The organism is Kamptonema sp. UHCC 0994 (assembly GCF_029167235.1).
Taxonomy (GTDB): domain Bacteria; phylum Cyanobacteriota; class Cyanobacteriia; order Cyanobacteriales; family Microcoleaceae; genus Kamptonema.
Genome location: NZ_JARFTR010000229.1, coordinates 1 through 17,403 on the forward strand (window position 1 = coordinate 1; position 17,403 = coordinate 17,403).

A 17,403-nucleotide genomic window follows, 5' to 3' on the forward strand; every position below is an offset into this window, starting at 1 on the left:
TCAAAGAACCGCCAGGATGGCGGCGTTACGGATACTTTTGCGTATGATTATGGGTAACAGCATATCAGCTTGGCAAAGCCAGAATTAAGACATCTTCACAGCATGGCTAGTAGATGGTTTTGCCGGTTTCACTTCTTGCATTCCCATCCGCGATCGATAAAGTTCAACTAGACACTGCTCATACTTTGAAAGATCCGATTCAATCTGAGTAAAAATGTCGGTTGATACTGGATCGGTGAACTTCGCCCGCAGGTTATTGATATCAACAATCCCTGTTTGTAAATCGCCCAGCGTACTCCGCAAAAGAAACATTTCATCAGTTCCTTGAAGCGAAGCTTTTAAGGAAGCGAATTTATCAGCAACTTGTGCAGGAATTGACGGTTTTTCACCCAAAGCATCAAGACGCGCTTCTAGCATTTGGATGTGGTGCTGTTTATTGTGAACCATGTCGTGCAATAGCGATCGCAATTCAACATCCGAGGTTTTTTCCGCATAATGCTCAAAAGCTTGGCACGAATAGCGCTCACCTGCTAAAGCCATGTTCAAACCTTTAACAATATCGCCTTTTGTGGAGCCACCCCAAGCCGTTGCTAGCTTCCACCATTCTGCATTCACATCATTTTCATTGGGTAAAGCAGCCTCTTTTCCGCCGTAACCGAGACGAGCTAGAATTGCAGTAGTAAATATTGCCAAATCCCCCGGTTGACGGGAGGTAATTAAATTGCCATCAATCACCAAAGCTTCATTTATATACTCAGCTCCCGCGTTGATCATATCCTTGCGGATGGCATGGAAACCAGTTGCTTTTTTGCCTTTTAGCAAATCACCTTCAATCAAAAGTTGCGGCCCGTGACAAACAGCAGCAACTAATTTTCCGTGCTGCATCGCTTCTTTTACAAAGCGCACTGTGTTGGGATTTGTCCTCATTGTATCTGGAGCCATACCGCCTGGAATAACTACTGCGTCGAAATCTTCTGCCCGCATTTCAGTAGTAGTTCCATCCGCTTGCATAGCAACTTTTCCTTGTTTACCCGCATACTTTTCATTCATGCGCGAACCAAGGACAACCACCTCAAAGCCTGCTTGTTTCAGACCACTATAAGGTACTTGAAACTCTGAATCCTCAACTCCGTTTTCAATCAGGATAGCAACTCGTTTGCGTTGGCTTCCGTTAGTTTCTGCCATAATTGCTTAGCCTACTTTTCTTATTTTCTCCTACATTAACTTAAATATTAATTTCTCCGCTTCTTTCAAAAGTAATAAATCGGCTCATCTTTTACAATCTGGTTGCTGAGCCTTTGGGAATAGATATATATTAGCTTGCCTTCACACTTCAGACGTTAATTTTCCATCTTCCATATCAACGAGGCGATCGCACACCGTGAAAAATCCCAAATGTGTTGACATTGTATACACAAAACTGTTAAATTAGAAGAGTCTCCTATTAAAGCTAGACACCTTTGGGGTTTGCAGTAAAATAAATTAATCAAGGAGTTTAGTCACAATGCTTTACTCATTAGAGGAGTGAAAAACTATGACGACCTTAGCTCAAGAGATTCTTAATACTTTTGATAGGTTGGCTGACACAGAACAACTTGAGATTGGGCTAGAAATCTTGAGGCGGCTCGTCCATTTTGACTTTCCACCATTGACAGATGAAGACTTTATCTTAAATGCTGAAGAGTTATTCCTAGCATTAGATCAACAAGAAATTGATGATGAATAGTCCCGATCGTGGCGAAGTCTGGCTTGTCGATCTGGGCTATGTGGCAAAAGTTAGACCATGCTTAGTGGTTAGTATCCGGGTTCTCAACCAGGATCGAGCGTTAGCGACTCTAATACCTCATACCACAAGCCCAAGAGGTTCACGCTTTGAGGTAGATGTCAAAGCCAAATTCCTGAAGCCCGGAGTGTTCGATGTTCAGAATATCATCACAATTCCTCACGCGAAGCTAGTGAGGAAACTGGGCGAATTAAACTCAGAGCAGTTAGCACAAGTCGAAGAGGCTTTGCTTTTCTGGTTAGGATTTGAGGATATGGATTCTGGCGAAGAACCCTTATAGATAAAGTGTAAAGGGAAGGGGTTTGATGTGTTTCGCAATTTGGAGTTTAACCCCGAAATCGTCTATCCTAGAATCAAATTAATGCCACGATGAAGGGTATATGGATGTAGCGCGATCGCTAGTTAAATTAGCTGTTGGTACTGGCTGCGTGTTGTGTGGCTTGGCGTGTTCGCCAATTCTTGCAGAAGCAGGAATTGTGTGGGGCCCAATTTTAGCCTCTTTTCTAGGGAATGTGGCGGCTGGCAATACGGCAAATGCGATCGATGCCTTAACCGCAGGGGAAGATCCCGATACGGTATCCCTAGAGAATAAAGATTTAACCAAAGCAGTGGGGAAAGCCATAGCCGCCGTCATCACCCTAGCCGCGAAACAACACCGAGGCAAAACCCACGACAACCTAGAAAAAATCGCCATCCAAGCCAAAAATAATTGGGTGAAAATTGCCCAACAGGAACTCACCCAGCAACGCTACCCCCAATTAAGAGAAGCCAAACTCGACCAATTCCTTACCCCGGAAGAATACAGCCTCACCCAAGACGGCAACCTCACCGCCCCAGAATGGCAGGATATTTTCATCCGCTTAAACATGGCAGCCTGTAAAGGCGGTGGCTTTCAACTCCCGCCAGAAGTCTATCCCCAAGTTGCCAAATTACTGCATACAACCTTCCCCAAAGCCTTAAGAGAAACCCTCAAAGAAGACTTTGCAAAAGATGGGAAAGCTTTTGCCGGATTAACCTTGCAGTTACTCACGGGGATGAAAGCGGAACTGGCACAACTGCGAAACACCAATCTGGGAGTGAATGCCGCCGAATTGACGCAAATTCTCCAAGAGTTCCAGCAGCTAGAAACCCAGTTACGGGGAACCGTCGCCCAGCAGCAGGCATTTTTTCGGCAAATTTCCCAAGATATAGATTCTGGTTTTGCCGAAGTCTGTCAACAGTTGGGGGTGATGGAAACCAATATCACCGCATTGTTACAGAATTTAGAGAAAAGGCTAGATGCTTTAGATGAAAAGCTGACGAGACTGGAAGCACAAGGCGGGGGGCGGCAGCTATCCAAACAGGAGTTTCGCAACCGTCAGGCGTTATTGTCTCAGATGCGGGCTGAACTGGCAGGACGAAAGCCCCTCCACCATGCGGTTCCGCTGAATTTAGGGAAAGAACAGCAACCCCATCAGGTGCAACGCCTTTGGGATGATTCGGTGAAGGTGGGGGAACAGCGATCGTTTCTGTTACCCTCACAGACGAGCATTCTGGAGGTGTTTAAGAATCCAGCTATTAGTGGCAAGTTTCTAATTTTGGGTAAACCGGGAGGTGGGAAAACCACAACCTTGTTAGAGTTAGCCCAAGCCTTGGTTGAGCGTGCCGAGACAGATAGCGATGCACCCATCCCCGTCATTTTAGAGCTTTCGGAATGGCGGACAATTACAAAAGGACGGTTTAGAAAGAAGGAAGAATACGACCCTTCAATCAAGGAGTGGATTCTCTCTCAGCTTCGGAGTAAGGGAATTAGCCAGGAAATCGGAGAACAGTGGATTAGGGAAAAGGAGTTAGTGCTGCTTTTGGATGGTTTGGATGAGTTGCCATCGGAACTTCAGGCGAAGTGTGTCCGGGCAATTAACGAGTTTTTAAAGAGTGAATTTTCTCCTCTGCATTTGGTGGTGTGCAGTCGCAAGGAAGAGTATGAAAATTATCAGGAAGTTTTGCACTTAAATGGTGCGATTTGCTTGGAAGATTTGAGTGTAGAGCAAATGCGTCATTATTTCGCCAGTGTCAATCTTGCGGAGTTCTGGGACAGAATTAAGGATTCTGAGAAGATTGTCAATTTTATCAGTCAGCCTTTGTTTTTGGCGATTACGAGTATTGCCTATCAGCAAATTGATGTTGAAGAGTGGCGAAATTGTAATACTGAGAAAAACAGTATTGATTATCTGCTTGGTATTTACAGAGTAGAAATGCTTACAAAAAAAAGAAAAAGTAAATTCTACAAAACAAAACGAGAACCTAAATCTTTACTCGCTCAAAATAACCTAATTCGATTAGCTAGGTATTCATCAAAAGAGTTTCAATCTGATTTACTCGGAGGTGATCTATTAACAAATTCAAGAGATCGGTTATCTTATATAGGAGTAACTTTACTTTTCATGATATTGATTTGTAGTATTATGGCAAGTAATGCTATTGCGTTAATTCAAAATCAAATAAATATAGAAAATCAATTAGTTATTGCGAACTATCTATATTTTGGCTTTACGAGCATTTCTACAATCCCTATGATTGTAGTCATTATTTCAATGTTTGTAGCATTTATGACATTGATGGAGGAAGCCAGGGAGTTTTTGGAGAAAGTACATGAAAAAGTTCATAATATAAATTCAGTCAAAAATAAAATATTAGACAAGATGATTAGTTTCACTGTTACTATAATAACTATCGTGAATGTCATCCTTCTTTTTGGGCTTAGTTTTTTTGCTTTTAAGATTCTTTCAGATGACACTATTTTTCTATACATTTTAAATATAGGGTTAAATTCTCATTTGGCAAAGTCCATAATTTTGGGATGTGGAATTGCGCTTTTTTTCTTGCCCTTTACCCTTTGCTTCAAACCCGCTACAACAATGAAAATCATCGGGTTCAATCCGCTTGGAGCTTTGATAACTTGTGGTGTGGAAATTGTGATTTTATTATTCATAGTAATAACACTAATCTTTGATTGGAGGCTCCTACATATAGTATTGCATGGCATTAATATTGAAACCGTTGCATCAGCAATTTCATTTGTCGTTAGTTCAGTTATTGCTGGTGGAGTTATTGGCAGTTTAATTATAGAAATTGAGAACGGAAAACGACAAGAAAGTAATACGATTGTAATTTACTTCATAAATACTCTAGTGTTGTTTTTGTTGGGAATGCTTTCTGGTATCATTCCTACCTTGAATTTTAGCCCTGTCAATGTAGCACTAAGTAATGGCATTATTCTAGGATTGATATTTAGTTTATTTGCAATTTCAGCATGTATTCAATATCTTGCACTTCGCCTCACTCTTTGGTTGACTGGTCAAATGCCTTGGAATATAACCCGCTTCCTTAACTACTGCACAGAACGCCTTATCCTGCAAAGAGTTGGCAACCGTTACCGCTTCATCCATCGCCTCGTTCAAGAACACTTCGCCAACCTAGAGATCCAAAAAGAGTAAAAATTTGGGAGCAAAAATCAATTGAATTTTGAAATTTTAGGAGAAATTCATGACATTGAAATCATTGCCGTTAATCGCTCAATTCGAGAACTCGACCGATTGCAAAAAAACTATGGCTCTGGACGTTGGCGCAAGCTAAAAGGTATCGCCACTATCCAACTCGATGATGGGACAGTGTGTGAAGCAGAAATTCACTGGTATGAAGCGCACGGCATCGGTCAAAAAGAATTCAAACTCAAATATATTTTGGAGTAAAGATTATGCAATTTGTTGTTTGCATCAATAACACAGATTATTCAGCTTCCTTAGAAGTTCGCAAAATTTATCAAGTTTTACCCGACACTCAAGCCAACAATCATCAAATGATTCGCGTCATTGATGAATCTGGAGAAGACTACTTATACCCCTGTCGTTATTTTATAGCCCTTGAGTTATCAGAACCCGTCCAACAAGCACTTGCTACCTGCCTCTAAAATTAACCCAGAAACCGGTTTGTGCGCTAGTTTCTGCATCCTAACTGAGAATCGCGATCGCACCCTAAATGACATAGTGGAAGGAGAGAAGATAATGGCGCGACTCGTTTTGTTAGTAACTTTAATATTTTTTGGAGTAAGGTTAGCGTGGCGTTATTACTTCACTATTCTCTGATGTTAATTTCCCATCTTCCATATCAACGATGCGATCGGCAATGTCTAAAATCCGATTATCATGGGTTACTAAGAGAATCGTACAACTTTGTTCTTTAGCAAGCTTTTGCATTAAATTTACCACTTCTCGCCCGGATTTGCTATCGAGTGCGGCGGTAGGTTCATCTGCTAAGACTATTTGCGGCTGGCTGACGAGAGCACGCGCGATCGCTACCCGTTGTTTTTGACCACCAGATAAGTCATCTGGATAATAATTGATGCGTTGTTCTAACCCGACTAACTCTAACATTTTTGCGGCGCGATCGCGCATTTCTGCTTTAGATATTTCTCGATGTAACTCTAATCCCATTTGTACATTTTGTAACGCGGTTAAACTCCGGTGCAAATTATGTGCTTGGAAAATATAGCCTGTTTTGCGTCGCGCCTGCACTAATTTTTCTTCATTAGCACCGCAGAGTTCTTTGCCAATAATTTTAAGGCTGCCTATTTGTGCGGATCGCAATCCTCCTATTAAGGTTAAGAGGGTTGTTTTGCCTGAGCCAGATGGCCCCGTCATAATGACAATTTCTCCGGCATTAATTTCGAGATTGATGTCATATAATACCTGTTTTTTTAGTTGTCCTTCACCGAAATAGTGGTTAAGTTGGTGAATGGCAATTACAGGCTGAGATGCAAAGTTTACAGTTGAATCTTTATCTGTTTTGTAGTCTATTTCTATGGATTTCATAGCGATTAATTGAGTTAGTGAACGGCTCGATCCAGGCTTGTATTCTGTCAAATTTTGTAGGGGCGGGTTCGCCCAGATATTTGATACATACCGACAAATTTTATAAACCCGCCCCCCACCCAAGTTTCCTGTTACCAGACTTAATATCAGAGATAATTTTAGCAAGTATATCAAGTCCGGTAGCAACAGATAAGCATGGGCGGGGCGGGTTTATCCAGTTTGTCGGTATGTATCAAATATTTAGGCGAACCCGCCCCTACAAAACTCGATATTATGCAAGTTACAATCAAACGAACTTGATATTAGCAATTAGCAATTAGCTAAAATATATCAGCCGGATCTGCTGCTTGCAGTTTCCGAGTTGCGATCGCGCCGGAAATTATACACATAATCAGGGTTAAAGTTAATACCATCATAGCTCTCATTAACGTCATATACATGGGTAAATTTGTAGCATTTCTAGTTAAGGCATAAAGCCCAATAGAGATTCCGACTCCAGGCATAAATCCCAGGACTGAAAGGATAATAGCTTCTTCAAATACAATGCCAAGCAAATACAAATTGCGGTATCCCATTGCTTTAAAGGTGGCGTATTCTGCCAAGTGGTCGCTAACATCTGTGGAAAGCACTTGATAGACGATAATGACACCAACAATAAACCCCATTGCCACGCCTAAGTTAAAGACAAAACCAATGGATGTATTATTAGCCCAGTAGCTTTTTTCAAACTCAATAAATTCTTTTTTTGTTAATACTTTAACATCATTGGGTAGGTAAGCTTTTATGGCTGTTTGTACGGAGACAGGATCGGCCCCAGGTTTCAAGTGAATTAAACCTGCATTAATGCTGCTGGCTTCTTGCTTAGGAAATAAGCGTAGAAAGTTTTGATCGCTTGTCATTATGCTACCGTCAGCCGCAAAAGATGCACCGATGTTGAATAAGCCACTAATGCTAATAGTGCGGCGATCGATTTCTGTTGTGACGGGTTTTCCTTGTTGAATTTGCGCGATCGCCTGTTTATAATCACCCCTGGAACCTTGGTCAAATATAACTGTATCTGGGAACCTAATATCCGTCGCATTCTGCTTAATTGCTGGCAAGTCAAAGGCGGGACGCTCCGGGTTAAAACCAATTACTAATATAGAACTTTTTTCGCGTGTTTGGGGGTTTTTCCAGCGGGCTACTTTGGCATAAAAAACATCTGCTGATTCCACTCCGGGCACGTTCATGGCTTGATATAAACGCCGCCTCGGAAAATCTGATAAGTTGATCAGGTTTTGAGCTTGGGGACTGATTAAAACTATGTCAGCATCAAGGACTTGGTGCAGCCGAGTATTACTGCTATAAAGGGCATTTTGAAAGCCAAACTGCATAAACATCAGGATATCTGCAAAGGCTATTCCGGCAGTTGCTACTAACATTCTCCCTTTGTCGTGACTGAGTTGCAGCCATCCTAACGGAGTGCGGCGCTGGAGTTCTTGGAGGTGTTTAATTAATCCAATCATTTTTCAATTACCACCTTGACTTGCAAATTAGTTAATGCTGCAACTTTTGGGCTGGAGGTTTCATTCAACCGGATTTTGACTTCAATAATGCGACCGTCGATGTTGGCGGAAGGATCGGCATTAATCACGTTTTGTTTGAGGACTTGTAGCCCAATTTGTTCGACGGTTCCCTGTAATTCGCCGCTTAAAGAAGTGCTAGTAACTTTAGCTTTCTGCCCAATTTTTACTCCCTCAATATCGCTTTCGTAAACTTCAGCAACGGCGTACATATTGCGGGTTTGTCCGAGTTGGACGATGCCATCATTACCGACTTTTTCCCCTGGATAAGTGTAAATTTTGAGCACTTGCGCGTCTTTGGGGGCGCGGATGTAGGCGAGATCGAGGTTGGCTTGGGCTTGCTTGGCGGTGGCGATCGCGGCCTTAACTTCGGCTTCTGCGGTTTGGATGTCAGTGGGCCGGATTTCGGAGATGCGATCGAGGTTAGCTTCAGCTTCTATAATCTGGGCGCGTTGTGCTGTTTGGGCTTGGTTGAGTTTGGCTTTGGCTTCGTCGATTTGGGAGGCGCGTGATTGGTAAATTTGGCTGAGTTTGGCCTCAGCTTCGTTGAGTTGTTGTTGGCGGGAGGAATGGATGCGGGTGAGGTTGGTTCGGGCTTCGTTGAGTTTCTGTTGTGCGGTTTCCAGAGTTAGCTGTTTGCTGTCTCGTTGTTGAGTAGAAATGGCTCCTTCTTGGTTGAGTTGTTCGTAGCGCTGGGCTTCGGTTTTGGCGTTTTCGAGTTCGGCTTTGAGGCGGGCGATCGCGGCTTCTTGACCTGCGATTTCGCCTTCTTTTTCGGCTTGGATGCGGGCGATCGCAGCTTTTTGTCCTTCAATATCCGTCCGTCGTTCGGCTTGTAAGCGGTTGAGTACGGCTTCGGCAGCTTCAATATCCGTGCGACGTTCGGCTTGCAAACGTGCGATCGCGGCTTCTTGGGCTTGGATTTCTCCGCTTTTCGCCCCCGCTTTAACTGTGGCGAGTTTGGCTTGGCTGACTCGCACTTGTTGTTGTGCTTGTTCAAGGGCGGCCAACAGGCGATCGCGACTATCAAGGATGACGATCGTTTGGCCTGTTTTTACCCAATCTCCTTCTTTTACCAGCAGTTTGTCGATGCGATTGCCTTCAGCGGAACTGGAGGCGGAAAGCGCGATCGCTTCCCCTTGGGGTTCCAGTCTTCCCAAGGCTGTGACGGTAGTGATTTGGGGGGCGGCGGCGGTGGCGACTTCTTGGGGAGAGTGCGATCGCAGCACGTAAGCAGTTCCACCAGCAGCCGCTAGAGTTGTGACTGCGGCTAGGGTCAGGAGTTGGCGGGTGAGGGATGGAGTTGAAAAGAAACCTTCGACGGTGGCGCGGTGTACCATTACACACCTCAGTGAAGAACTATACGGTTTAGTTTTGTGTTAAACTTATACTAAACTGTCCAGTATAATCATGTCAACCCCCACAACAAACTTTTATAGAACCACCATGAAACGAGCAAAACTGAACGAATTAGACCCCGCAACAACCGTTGACAAGGGCGAAAAAATCCTACTGGGAGCGATGCAGGAGTTTTTGACTCACGGGTACGCCTCAACGAGCATGGATCGAGTGGCGACGGCGGCGGGAGTGTCCAAAGCGACGGTTTACAGCCACTTTAAGGATAAAGAAGGGTTATTTAGTGCCTTGATGCAGCGGTTGGCCGAAGAAAAAATTCTGTATATTCAAATAGAGTTAGAGGAACCAGAGCAAGCTCTGCGGAAACTAGCCCTGACTTTGCTCGAACACAAGAAATGCGATGCCGAGTTTCTGATATTTATTAGATTAGTCGTGGGCGAATCGGGGCGTTTTCCCGAATTAGCACAAATGTTTATTAGCAACTTCGCCAAAATTGGTATTCAGCGATTAACTTGTTACTTAAGTTCTCACCCAGAGCTGAATCTACCCGATCCAGAAGCAACGGCGCGAATTTTTATTGGGTCAGTAGTATATTATCTGATGACCCAAGAGATCCTGCACGGTGCAGAGATTATCCCGATGGAGCGCGATCGCTTAATCAATGGTTTAATGCACTTGATTTTAGCATCTAAAAATTCAGTTTAGATGCCTAACAGCTTAGATCGTTTATAGCAACTTCAAATCATAAGTGCTATTATTAAGGAACGTAAAGCTGTCACTCAAACAAAATTTAGAACTTATGGCCATATTCGGATTGGGCAAAAAGCTAACCCTGCCTACAAAAGAAGAAGCATTGCCGGGAAGGGTAGAATCCATGCCTGTACCCTCTCGTCACTTCGTCAACGGCAATCCCATCAAACCTCCTTTTCCAGAAGGCATGGAAATGGCAATATTTGGTTTGGGTTGTTTTTGGGGAGCCGAACGCAAATTCTGGCAATTAGAAGGAGTTTTCACCACCGCAGTCGGCTACGCCGCAGGGATAACACCAAACCCAACATATCAAGAAGTTTGTTCGGGAAAAACTGGCCACAACGAAGTAGTCCTAGTAGTGTTTGAACCGAAAGTTATTAGTTACGAAACACTCTTAAAAGTGTTTTGGGAAAGTCACAATCCCACCCAAGGAATGCGTCAAGGAAATGACACTGGAACCCAGTATCGTTCAGGAATTTATGTCTATTCAGACAGTCAAAGAAAGCTTGCTAAAGCTACACGGGATGCTTACCAAAAAGCCCTTTCAGGAGCGGGTTATGGCGAGATTACAACTGAGATTTTAGAAGCTCCTGAGTTCTACTATGCAGAAGACTACCATCAGCAATACTTAGCCAAAAATCCCGGCGGTTATTGCGGTTTAGGTGGCACAAAAGTAGAATGTCCTGTGGGAGTTCTTTCTTAAATTCTCTCATAAACCTTGTGGGGTGGGAAGAATGCTATAGGTGTTAACTTAAGCCGAAAGCCCGCCAGGGATTAAGGGTTTGACGTTAAGTTAACACCAATGGAAGGATGCCTGCCCCCAAAGGTCTATTTTAGGGATTCCTCTGGATTTGGTCTAATCACTCTGTGCATATCCAGCACTGGCGGTGCAATATCTGTTTGCGTTAACATATCGTGAATTTGTCCCCGGTGGTGGGTTTGGTGATTGAAGAAATGGGCCAGCAATAAACTAACAGGATCGATGTAAATTAATCCCTGACTATTTCGATATTGAAGATTACCTGCCAAAAATTCCTCAGTCAAATCTGAAGCAAAAGCTTCAATCCGAGCATCTTCTGAAATTCTAGCAGTAGAAAGCTCCTCAAAATCCTCATATAAAATTGCATCAAGTCCTGTTGACTGAATCTTCCCACCCTCAAATCTTGTCATCCAAATTCTATCGCCTACCATAATGTGATTGAGAGTACCGTGAATGCTTTTAAAAAATGCTTGGCGTGTTTTTTTGCGCTCAGTATCGGATAGTTTCGCACAAGCATCGTAAACTCTACTATTAGCAAGTGCGTTGTACCGAGCTAACATTTGAAAGTGTTCGATCAATAAATTATTCATATCGCAATGACATGGCTCCGTTTATTTATGTCCGACTACTTATCTAATTTCTGGAGATATACAGTAAATCAATCAGGAATTGCTTAGAGCTATTTGCTTGCAGTTTAAAGCCAATTAACGGCAATAACAAACCAACCAGAAACATCCCCGATAGTACAAGTATAGGTGAGTTAAACTTTCCTTCGCCGATCGTGGCGATCGCAGACAATATCCATATATTTCCAACGATCCCTAACCAAATTGACATAAACACTACGACAAAAGGGTGCATTGCCATCTTAATCTCAATTTTGCTACCCATGCCTTCAGGGTAAATTTTTCCTTTAATTATAGGTAAAAAAGAGTTCCGATAATTGATGATGCGATTAATTTCAAAAGAATGGTCGCCAACTTCACCCTCATAAGGTTTTCCATAATTATTGATGTTCCATCGAATTGCTTTTCTAGGTTCTACAACTGCTAGTAATTTTTGACGGACTATCTCAGGATGTAGGGAAGTATTAATGGTAAATTTTTCATAAGGAAACATGGTAAAAACTCCAAGATGAGAATCTGTGTAAAACCAAGTTTTATAGCTGTTCTTAAGAAAGTGAGATATTCGTTTACCAATTAACAATTAGCAATTACCATATAACTGCTACACTTACATTTCTAAGTACCCTACTTTTCTTCTGGATGAGCCGCCGCTGGAGAGCCCGCACCTAATTGGTTAATATGGGCGATCAACTGATAAAGTCTTCCCAAATCTCGTTGAGTAAAATACAAAATTAAGCGCGGTAAATCGGCAGTTTCATCACCTAATTCTGGAAGTAAAGCTTTGCTTTTTTCAATTTTCCCCTTAACCAGAATGTCACTGAAATCAGTATTTAACTGTTCGACATCCCCATCGGATAACTCAGACTTGAGGCGGATGACAAGCTGATCTCCTACGTACCGCGTCGAGTGATAAACTCGATAGAAACTGGCGATCGCATCACAAGCGACATCCAAATTATCCGTAATCGTGTAAAGGCTGGGATCGTGCTTGCTAATTAAACCGCGACCCATCATTTGTTTGCAAATAAAAGCATTCCAATCATGCCAATAGTCCCCCCCAGGGCGATCGATCAATACCACTGGTGCAGGCCCAAATTTGCCCGTCTGAATCAATGTCAAACACTCAAAAGTTTCGTCCAGAGTGCCAAAACCACCGGGAAATAAAGCCAAAGCATCACTTTCCCGTAGGAAAAATAACTTGCGAGTAAAGAAATATTTAAATGTAAGTAATTTGCGATCGCCTGCAATAAAGCGGTTAGAACCTTGCTCGAAAGGTAATTGAATATTCAACCCAAAAGAATGTTCTGCACCCGCACCCTCATTCCCCGCCTGCATAACTCCACCACCACCACCTGTCACCACCATAAACCCCTGTTTAGTAATGGCACTGGCAAAATCCCTCGCCATCGCGTATTCTTGACTATCTGCCGACACTCTCGCAGAGCCGAAGATCGCAATTTTGCGAACGTGGCGGTAAGGATAAAAAAGCTCAAAGGCTTTCTCCATATCTAGCAGAGAGCTCGCGATGATTTTCCAGTCGAGGCGATCGAGTTCCTCCCCCGCCATCCGTGCGATCGTTGAGAGCGATCGCGCAATCCACACTTCGTGCTTTAAATTTGGTAGCTGATTAATTAAATCAGTCACCTCAGCCTGGAGGGAATCAATTGCTTGGCCAGAGGATGAGGAACTCATTAAATTTTTCCCAACGAGCAGAGCTGTAACTATCTATTGAAAATGCGCCTTTAAGCCAAAATTTTGAGGCGCTAAGCAAACATCAAAAATTTAAAGCTCGACGGACTTGCCGCGCTTGAAGTGGAATTTATGCAAAATCAGTTTCATCTCAGTACAGACTAGGACTGCCGCCAATTCGTACTCTACGGTGCGATTTGTCCCCAAGATGCCGTCGGCGACAGTCGGGGACTAGACGCACTTAGAGTGAAAGGTACTTTTCTAAAGTGTTGGAGAGTGTAGTCTTGGGGACTGCACCAACCACCATATCAACCCGTTGACCACCCTTGAATATCATCAGCGTCGGAATGCTGCGGATACCGTATTGGCTGGCTACGTTGGGGTTCTCGTCTGTATTAACTTTAACTACCTTCACCTTCCCGTCATACTGCTGGGCAATTTCATCTACGACAGGTGCGACCATACGACAGGGGCCACACCAGGGAGCCCAGAAGTCCACTAAAACTGGAACTTCGCTCTCAAGCACTTCCTGCTTAAAGGTAGAGTCGGTAACTTGTGCGGCTGCTGACATCCCTAGCCATCCTTGTACATATTATTTCTCAGCTTATCAGTCTAGCAAAAAGTGTTGCCTCTGGTACGAAAGCTTTCAAAAGTTTTGATTTGTCAACAATCCAGAGGGAACAGGCGATCGCCTGTAAGAGCAGATAAACAAATACAAGCATTTTAAATAACTAAATCTTTCTGCCCTCCTGCCCTCCTGCCCTCCTGCCCCCTGGCTCCTGGCTCCTGCCTCCTGCTAAAAAAGGAACCGCCCGAACAGTAGTCCGGGCGGAGTGTGGTGTGAGGAGTGAACGGAAACTAAATGGTCTCCGCTTTTTATATTGTGGCATCTCCTTCTGGATAATTGCAGGGATTTTTGTAATTTGCTAGACTACTTAACATTTTTTTGATACTCCCACCCCTCAAAGGAGGTGGGATTTAAGTAAATCTACTTACCCATGCCTAAATGCTGAGCTTTTTGATATACCTTACCTTCAGTCAGCAGAGAAGGAGCGATCACCACTTCCACTTGCTGCATCTCCTTAAGACTCTTAGCCCCCAACGTACCCATGCTAGTTTTCAGAGCTCCAAGCAAATTGTGAGTACCATCATCTAGCAACGCGGGGCCCCGCAAAATTTGTTCCAAAGTTCCAGTTGTACCAACGCGGATACGAGTTCCGCGAGGTAAAACAGGGCTAGGAGTCGCCATTCCCCAGTGATAGCCGCCACCGGGAGCTTCAGCGGCCCTAGCAAAGGGGGAACCAATCATTACCCCGTCGGCTCCGCAGGCGATGCACTTACAGATATCGCCACCAGTAATTAAGCCGCCGTCAGCAACGATCGTGACATACTTGCCAGTTTCTTGATAGTAATCGTCCCGCGCCGCCGCGCAGTCTGCGACTGCTGTAGCTTGGGGTACGCCAACGCCTAAAACACCGCGAGAAGTGCAAGCTGCACCAGGCCCAATACCTACGAGAATGCCAGCAGCGCCAGTTTTCATCAAATTTAGAGCGACTTCGTAGGTGACGCAATTGCCTAAAATGACTGGAATGGGCATCTGTTGGCAAAACTGAGTCAGATCCAGAGGCGTTACCGATTCAGGCGAAAGGTAAGCGGTGGAGACGACGGTTGCTTGTACGAAAAATAAATCTGCTCCAGCTAGGGCAACGGCTGAGCCGTATTTACTTGCGCCTGCGGGAGTAGCGCTGACAGCGGCAATGCCTCCCTGAGATTTAATTTCTTGAATACGTTGCTGGATTAATTCTGGCTTGATGGGCTCTGCGTAGAGTTCTTGCATCAGGCTAACAAATTCATCTTTGCCGACGGAGGCGATGCGCTCTAATATCGGCTGGGGGTCAGCATAGCGGGTTTGGATGCCTTCTAGGTTGAGTACGCCTAGGGCTCCCTGTTGAGATAGAAGTACGGCCATGCGGACATCTACTACTCCGTCCATTGCACTGGCGATGATGGGGATTTCGCGATCGATGCCTCCGATCTGCCAGTGAGTGTCTGCCAAAATTGGATCGAGGGTGCGCTGTCCGGGGACTAGCGCGATTTCGTCAATGCCGTAAGCTCTGCGAGCTGTTTTGCCGCGCCCTATTGATATTTCCACTCTTCTTTACCGTTCCCAAGACTTATTAAGTTCAGGGTATCAAATTATTGCAGGGGTTTTGCGGTTTGGGGGGAGGTGGGGGAGGTGATGCCTGCGGTGGTAACAGACAGAGGAAGTGCTGGCTACGCCTACGCGCTTATTGTCAGTTTAGAAACAGATCGGGGCGCGATCGCTCTAAATTCCACTTTAGCAGTGAGTAGGGAGTTGGCGATCGCTTGCGATTGAACACTAAAAATAGAAATATTTCGGAAAAGGGGATCGCGATTAATAATACAATAATACAACAATTATGGAGAAAATTTTCACAACTCTTACTATCATTAATCGTGCCGACAAAATCCTAGCCAAAGATAGCACTATCTCTGCCAGCTAAGTCCGCAGTATAGTGCTATAATAGGTAACATTTAGTTTGCCTAACAACAATAAACCTTACCCCAGATGAAACTGAAACGATTAGGCCACGTCGCCATTTGCGTCAAAGATATTGACAAAGCCGCTGAGTTCTACCAAAACTTAGGAATGGAATTAGCCTGGAAAGATGCAGACTGGGCTTACCTGAAAGCTGGCGATGATGGACTGGCCTTATTGAGTCCTAGCTACAACCAATCAGGGCCGCACTTTGGGTTTGTGTTTCGCGATCGCGCTGAAATGGAAGCCGCCTACAACCAACTCAAAGCTGACGGTATCCCCGCCACTCACATCCACGAGCACCGCGACGGTACAGCATCTTTCTACGCACGCGATCCAGACGGTAACGGCTTCGAGTACCTCTACGAACCGGCCTCACTTTAAATATAGCTAGGGACTAGGGACTAGGGGCTAGGGGCTAGGGAAAGAAGGGAATAGAATCAGCGAGTGTCCTAACCGCCAAGGCGGTTGCTATATTAAAAATTTCTCTCAGACTGAGATATTGCCATTTTGTCGTCTTCTAGCTGAGCTTTTCGCCTTGCTAACATTCGGGAACCATATCTATTAGTCCAAACCTGGGTAAATTCCGCACCTAAAAATAGAATTTGGGCCGAGTAATTAATCCAAAGCAAAAGTATTACAAACGATCCAGCGGCACCATAGGTAGATCCAATGCCGCTACTACCCAAATATATTCCAATTAATGACTTGCCGATCGTAAATAGCACTGAGGTGATCGCGGCTCCCACCCAAACATCTCCCCAAGCAAGTTTAACATCAGGCAAGAATTTATAAATCAGCGCAAAAAGCACTGTCACCACGCTAAAAGAGATGCCGAAATCAACCAGTTGCCAGATGCCAACGGGGATATGCAACAACCCATTTAACCACTGATTTACTGCTGCTAATACCGCGCTAATTACTAAAGAAACTAGGAGTAAAAAGCCAATACTGAGAATCATTGCAAAAGATAATATCCGGTCTTGTAGAAAGCCAAAAAACCCTCTTCCTGGCGGTGGTTCAACATTCCAAATCATGTTGAGAGCTTCTTTCAGGTTAGTAAATACATTAGTTGCCCCCCACAAAAGTGTAGCTACACCAATGATAGTTGCGACAATGCCTGACTTGAGGTTAGAGGCATTAGCTACAAGTTGCTGGATTGTTTCTGCACCGTCTTTACCAACTAAACTTTGAAGTTGCCCTACAAGTTGACCTTGAGCTGCTTCTTGGCCGAAGACTAATCCCGCGATCGCAATTACAATAATCAGCAATGGTGCTAGAGAAAATACTGTATAAAAGGCTAAAGCTGCCGCTAAGGTAGGGGCTTTATCTTTTTGCCATTCTTTAAAAGTTTCTTTAATCAGGGAAATAATTCTTTTCAGTTTCACGAGATGAAGTTCCTTAATTTATACAGGAATTATGCAAAGCTATTCGTAACGCCGCCATCCTGGCGGTCAAGTCACCGCC

The 17,403-nt window shown here is 44.1% G+C and carries 20 protein-coding genes; 9 read left to right on the plus strand and 11 right to left on the minus strand.

The window, feature by feature from the left end; genetic code table 11:
- Positions 1–84: 84 nt before the first annotated feature.
- Positions 85–1,185 (minus strand): DJ-1/PfpI/YhbO family deglycase/protease, encoded by a 1,101-nt coding sequence (locus tag PY364_RS20710; RefSeq protein WP_275525852.1) that lies wholly within the window; start codon positions 1,183–1,185, stop codon positions 85–87.
- Positions 1,186–1,534: 349 nt separating this feature from the next.
- On the opposite strand from PY364_RS20710, the gene PY364_RS20715 reads away from it, so the two are divergent.
- The 5 genes from PY364_RS20715 to PY364_RS20735 all read left to right on the plus strand — a co-directional run bounded on the left by PY364_RS20715 (position 1,535) and on the right by PY364_RS20735 (position 5,732).
- The gene (locus PY364_RS20715; protein WP_275525854.1) at positions 1,535–1,726 is read left to right on the plus strand and encodes a hypothetical protein; all 192 of its coding nucleotides are present in this window, start codon (positions 1,535–1,537) and stop codon (positions 1,724–1,726) included.
- Entirely contained in the window at positions 1,716–2,063 is a 348-nt protein-coding gene (locus PY364_RS20720; RefSeq protein WP_275525856.1) for a type II toxin-antitoxin system PemK/MazF family toxin, read from the plus strand. The genes PY364_RS20715 and PY364_RS20720 overlap by 11 nt, the downstream gene beginning before the upstream one ends.
- A gap of 100 nt (positions 2,064–2,163) precedes the next feature.
- Positions 2,164–5,259 carry an NACHT domain-containing protein gene (locus PY364_RS20725; RefSeq protein ID WP_275525858.1) on the plus strand — a complete coding sequence of 1,032 codons (3,096 nt, stop codon included), beginning with the start codon at positions 2,164–2,166 and terminating at the stop codon, positions 5,257–5,259.
- Positions 5,260–5,280: 21 nt separating this feature from the next.
- Positions 5,281–5,514, plus strand: coding sequence for a hypothetical protein (locus PY364_RS20730; protein WP_275525860.1), 234 nt, complete (start codon positions 5,281–5,283; stop codon positions 5,512–5,514).
- 5 nt (positions 5,515–5,519) lie between these two features.
- The gene (locus PY364_RS20735; protein WP_275525862.1) at positions 5,520–5,732 is read left to right on the plus strand and encodes a hypothetical protein; all 213 of its coding nucleotides are present in this window, start codon (positions 5,520–5,522) and stop codon (positions 5,730–5,732) included.
- A 142-nt stretch (positions 5,733–5,874) separates the two neighbouring features.
- On the opposite strand, the gene PY364_RS20740 is transcribed toward PY364_RS20735, so the two are convergent.
- From PY364_RS20740 to PY364_RS20750, 3 genes are all read right to left on the minus strand, one after another.
- Entirely contained in the window at positions 5,875–6,633 is a 759-nt protein-coding gene (locus PY364_RS20740) for a DevA family ABC transporter ATP-binding protein (RefSeq protein WP_275525864.1), read from the minus strand.
- Between the two features lie 320 nt (positions 6,634–6,953).
- On the minus strand, positions 6,954–8,138 hold the full coding sequence (gene devC / locus PY364_RS20745) for an ABC transporter permease DevC (protein WP_275525866.1): 1,185 nt from the start codon (positions 8,136–8,138) through the stop codon (positions 6,954–6,956).
- A complete protein-coding gene (locus PY364_RS20750) occupies positions 8,135–9,535 on the minus strand; it encodes a biotin/lipoyl-binding protein (RefSeq protein WP_275525867.1) in 1,401 nt (466 codons plus the stop codon). Before PY364_RS20750 ends, devC begins: the two co-directional genes overlap by 4 nt.
- Positions 9,536–9,641: 106 nt before the next feature.
- Here PY364_RS20750 and PY364_RS20755 point away from each other — a divergent pair, with 106 nt between their 5' ends.
- Both PY364_RS20755 and msrA read left to right on the plus strand, forming a co-directional pair.
- Positions 9,642–10,256, plus strand: a complete 615-nt coding sequence (locus tag PY364_RS20755; RefSeq protein ID WP_275525869.1) for a TetR/AcrR family transcriptional regulator — start codon at positions 9,642–9,644, stop codon at positions 10,254–10,256.
- 94 nt (positions 10,257–10,350) lie between these two features.
- Positions 10,351–11,004: a peptide-methionine (S)-S-oxide reductase MsrA gene (gene msrA, locus PY364_RS20760; RefSeq protein WP_275525871.1), complete on the plus strand. Its 654-nt coding sequence runs from the start codon at positions 10,351–10,353 to the stop codon at positions 11,002–11,004.
- 125 nt (positions 11,005–11,129) lie between these two features.
- On the opposite strand, the gene PY364_RS20765 is transcribed toward msrA, so the two are convergent.
- The 6 genes from PY364_RS20765 to PY364_RS20790 all read right to left on the minus strand — a co-directional run bounded on the left by PY364_RS20765 (position 11,130) and on the right by PY364_RS20790 (position 15,528).
- A complete protein-coding gene (locus tag PY364_RS20765) occupies positions 11,130–11,651 on the minus strand; it encodes a DinB family protein (RefSeq protein ID WP_275525873.1) in 522 nt (173 codons plus the stop codon).
- A 43-nt stretch (positions 11,652–11,694) separates the two neighbouring features.
- Positions 11,695–12,180 (minus strand): hypothetical protein, encoded by a 486-nt coding sequence (locus tag PY364_RS20770; protein ID WP_275525875.1) that lies wholly within the window; start codon positions 12,178–12,180, stop codon positions 11,695–11,697.
- A gap of 131 nt (positions 12,181–12,311) precedes the next feature.
- Complete coding sequence (locus PY364_RS20775; RefSeq protein ID WP_275525876.1) at positions 12,312–13,379, minus strand: LOG family protein; 1,068 nt, start codon at positions 13,377–13,379, stop codon at positions 12,312–12,314.
- A gap of 238 nt (positions 13,380–13,617) precedes the next feature.
- Entirely contained in the window at positions 13,618–13,947 is a 330-nt protein-coding gene (gene trxA, locus PY364_RS20780) for a thioredoxin (RefSeq protein WP_275525877.1), read from the minus strand.
- Between the two features lie 28 nt (positions 13,948–13,975).
- On the minus strand, positions 13,976–14,098 hold the full coding sequence (locus PY364_RS20785; RefSeq protein ID WP_275525878.1) for a hypothetical protein: 123 nt from the start codon (positions 14,096–14,098) through the stop codon (positions 13,976–13,978).
- 266 nt (positions 14,099–14,364) lie between these two features.
- The gene (locus PY364_RS20790; protein ID WP_275525880.1) at positions 14,365–15,528 is read right to left on the minus strand and encodes a GuaB3 family IMP dehydrogenase-related protein; all 1,164 of its coding nucleotides are present in this window, start codon (positions 15,526–15,528) and stop codon (positions 14,365–14,367) included.
- A gap of 87 nt (positions 15,529–15,615) precedes the next feature.
- On the opposite strand from PY364_RS20790, the gene PY364_RS20795 reads away from it, so the two are divergent.
- Positions 15,616–15,753, plus strand: coding sequence for a hypothetical protein (locus PY364_RS20795; RefSeq protein ID WP_275525882.1), 138 nt, complete (start codon positions 15,616–15,618; stop codon positions 15,751–15,753).
- Between the two features lie 213 nt (positions 15,754–15,966).
- Positions 15,967–16,320 (plus strand): VOC family protein, encoded by a 354-nt coding sequence (locus PY364_RS20800; RefSeq protein ID WP_275525883.1) that lies wholly within the window; start codon positions 15,967–15,969, stop codon positions 16,318–16,320.
- 92 nt (positions 16,321–16,412) lie between these two features.
- Here PY364_RS20800 and PY364_RS20805 read toward each other — a convergent pair whose 3' ends face one another.
- The gene (locus PY364_RS20805; protein ID WP_275525884.1) at positions 16,413–17,324 is read right to left on the minus strand and encodes a YihY/virulence factor BrkB family protein; all 912 of its coding nucleotides are present in this window, start codon (positions 17,322–17,324) and stop codon (positions 16,413–16,415) included.
- Positions 17,325–17,403 lie beyond the last annotated feature (79 nt).

What these genes read in the sequence shown, in the direction of transcription:
- PY364_RS20710 (WP_275525852.1), bottom strand. Translation starts at nt 1,185, where the DNA reads ATGGCAGAAACTAACGGAAGCCAACGCAAACGAGTTGCTATCCTGATT.
- PY364_RS20715 (WP_275525854.1), top strand. Translation starts at nt 1,535, where the DNA reads ATGACGACCTTAGCTCAAGAGATTCTTAATACTTTTGATAGGTTGGCT.
- PY364_RS20720 (WP_275525856.1), top strand. Translation starts at nt 1,716, where the DNA reads ATGATGAATAGTCCCGATCGTGGCGAAGTCTGGCTTGTCGATCTGGGC.
- PY364_RS20725 (WP_275525858.1), top strand. Translation starts at nt 2,164, where the DNA reads ATGGATGTAGCGCGATCGCTAGTTAAATTAGCTGTTGGTACTGGCTGC.
- PY364_RS20735 (WP_275525862.1), top strand. Translation starts at nt 5,520, where the DNA reads ATGCAATTTGTTGTTTGCATCAATAACACAGATTATTCAGCTTCCTTA.
- PY364_RS20740 (WP_275525864.1), bottom strand. Translation starts at nt 6,633, where the DNA reads ATGAAATCCATAGAAATAGACTACAAAACAGATAAAGATTCAACTGTA.
- devC (WP_275525866.1), bottom strand. Translation starts at nt 8,138, where the DNA reads ATGATTGGATTAATTAAACACCTCCAAGAACTCCAGCGCCGCACTCCG.
- PY364_RS20750 (WP_275525867.1), bottom strand. Translation starts at nt 9,535, where the DNA reads ATGGTACACCGCGCCACCGTCGAAGGTTTCTTTTCAACTCCATCCCTC.
- PY364_RS20755 (WP_275525869.1), top strand. Translation starts at nt 9,642, where the DNA reads ATGAAACGAGCAAAACTGAACGAATTAGACCCCGCAACAACCGTTGAC.
- msrA (WP_275525871.1), top strand. Translation starts at nt 10,351, where the DNA reads ATGGCCATATTCGGATTGGGCAAAAAGCTAACCCTGCCTACAAAAGAA.
- PY364_RS20765 (WP_275525873.1), bottom strand. Translation starts at nt 11,651, where the DNA reads ATGAATAATTTATTGATCGAACACTTTCAAATGTTAGCTCGGTACAAC.
- PY364_RS20770 (WP_275525875.1), bottom strand. Translation starts at nt 12,180, where the DNA reads ATGTTTCCTTATGAAAAATTTACCATTAATACTTCCCTACATCCTGAG.
- PY364_RS20775 (WP_275525876.1), bottom strand. Translation starts at nt 13,379, where the DNA reads ATGAGTTCCTCATCCTCTGGCCAAGCAATTGATTCCCTCCAGGCTGAG.
- trxA (WP_275525877.1), bottom strand. Translation starts at nt 13,947, where the DNA reads ATGTCAGCAGCCGCACAAGTTACCGACTCTACCTTTAAGCAGGAAGTG.
- PY364_RS20785 (WP_275525878.1), bottom strand. Translation starts at nt 14,098, where the DNA reads ATGCTTGTATTTGTTTATCTGCTCTTACAGGCGATCGCCTGTTCCCTC.
- PY364_RS20795 (WP_275525882.1), top strand. Translation starts at nt 15,616, where the DNA reads ATGCCTGCGGTGGTAACAGACAGAGGAAGTGCTGGCTACGCCTACGCG.
- PY364_RS20800 (WP_275525883.1), top strand. Translation starts at nt 15,967, where the DNA reads ATGAAACTGAAACGATTAGGCCACGTCGCCATTTGCGTCAAAGATATT.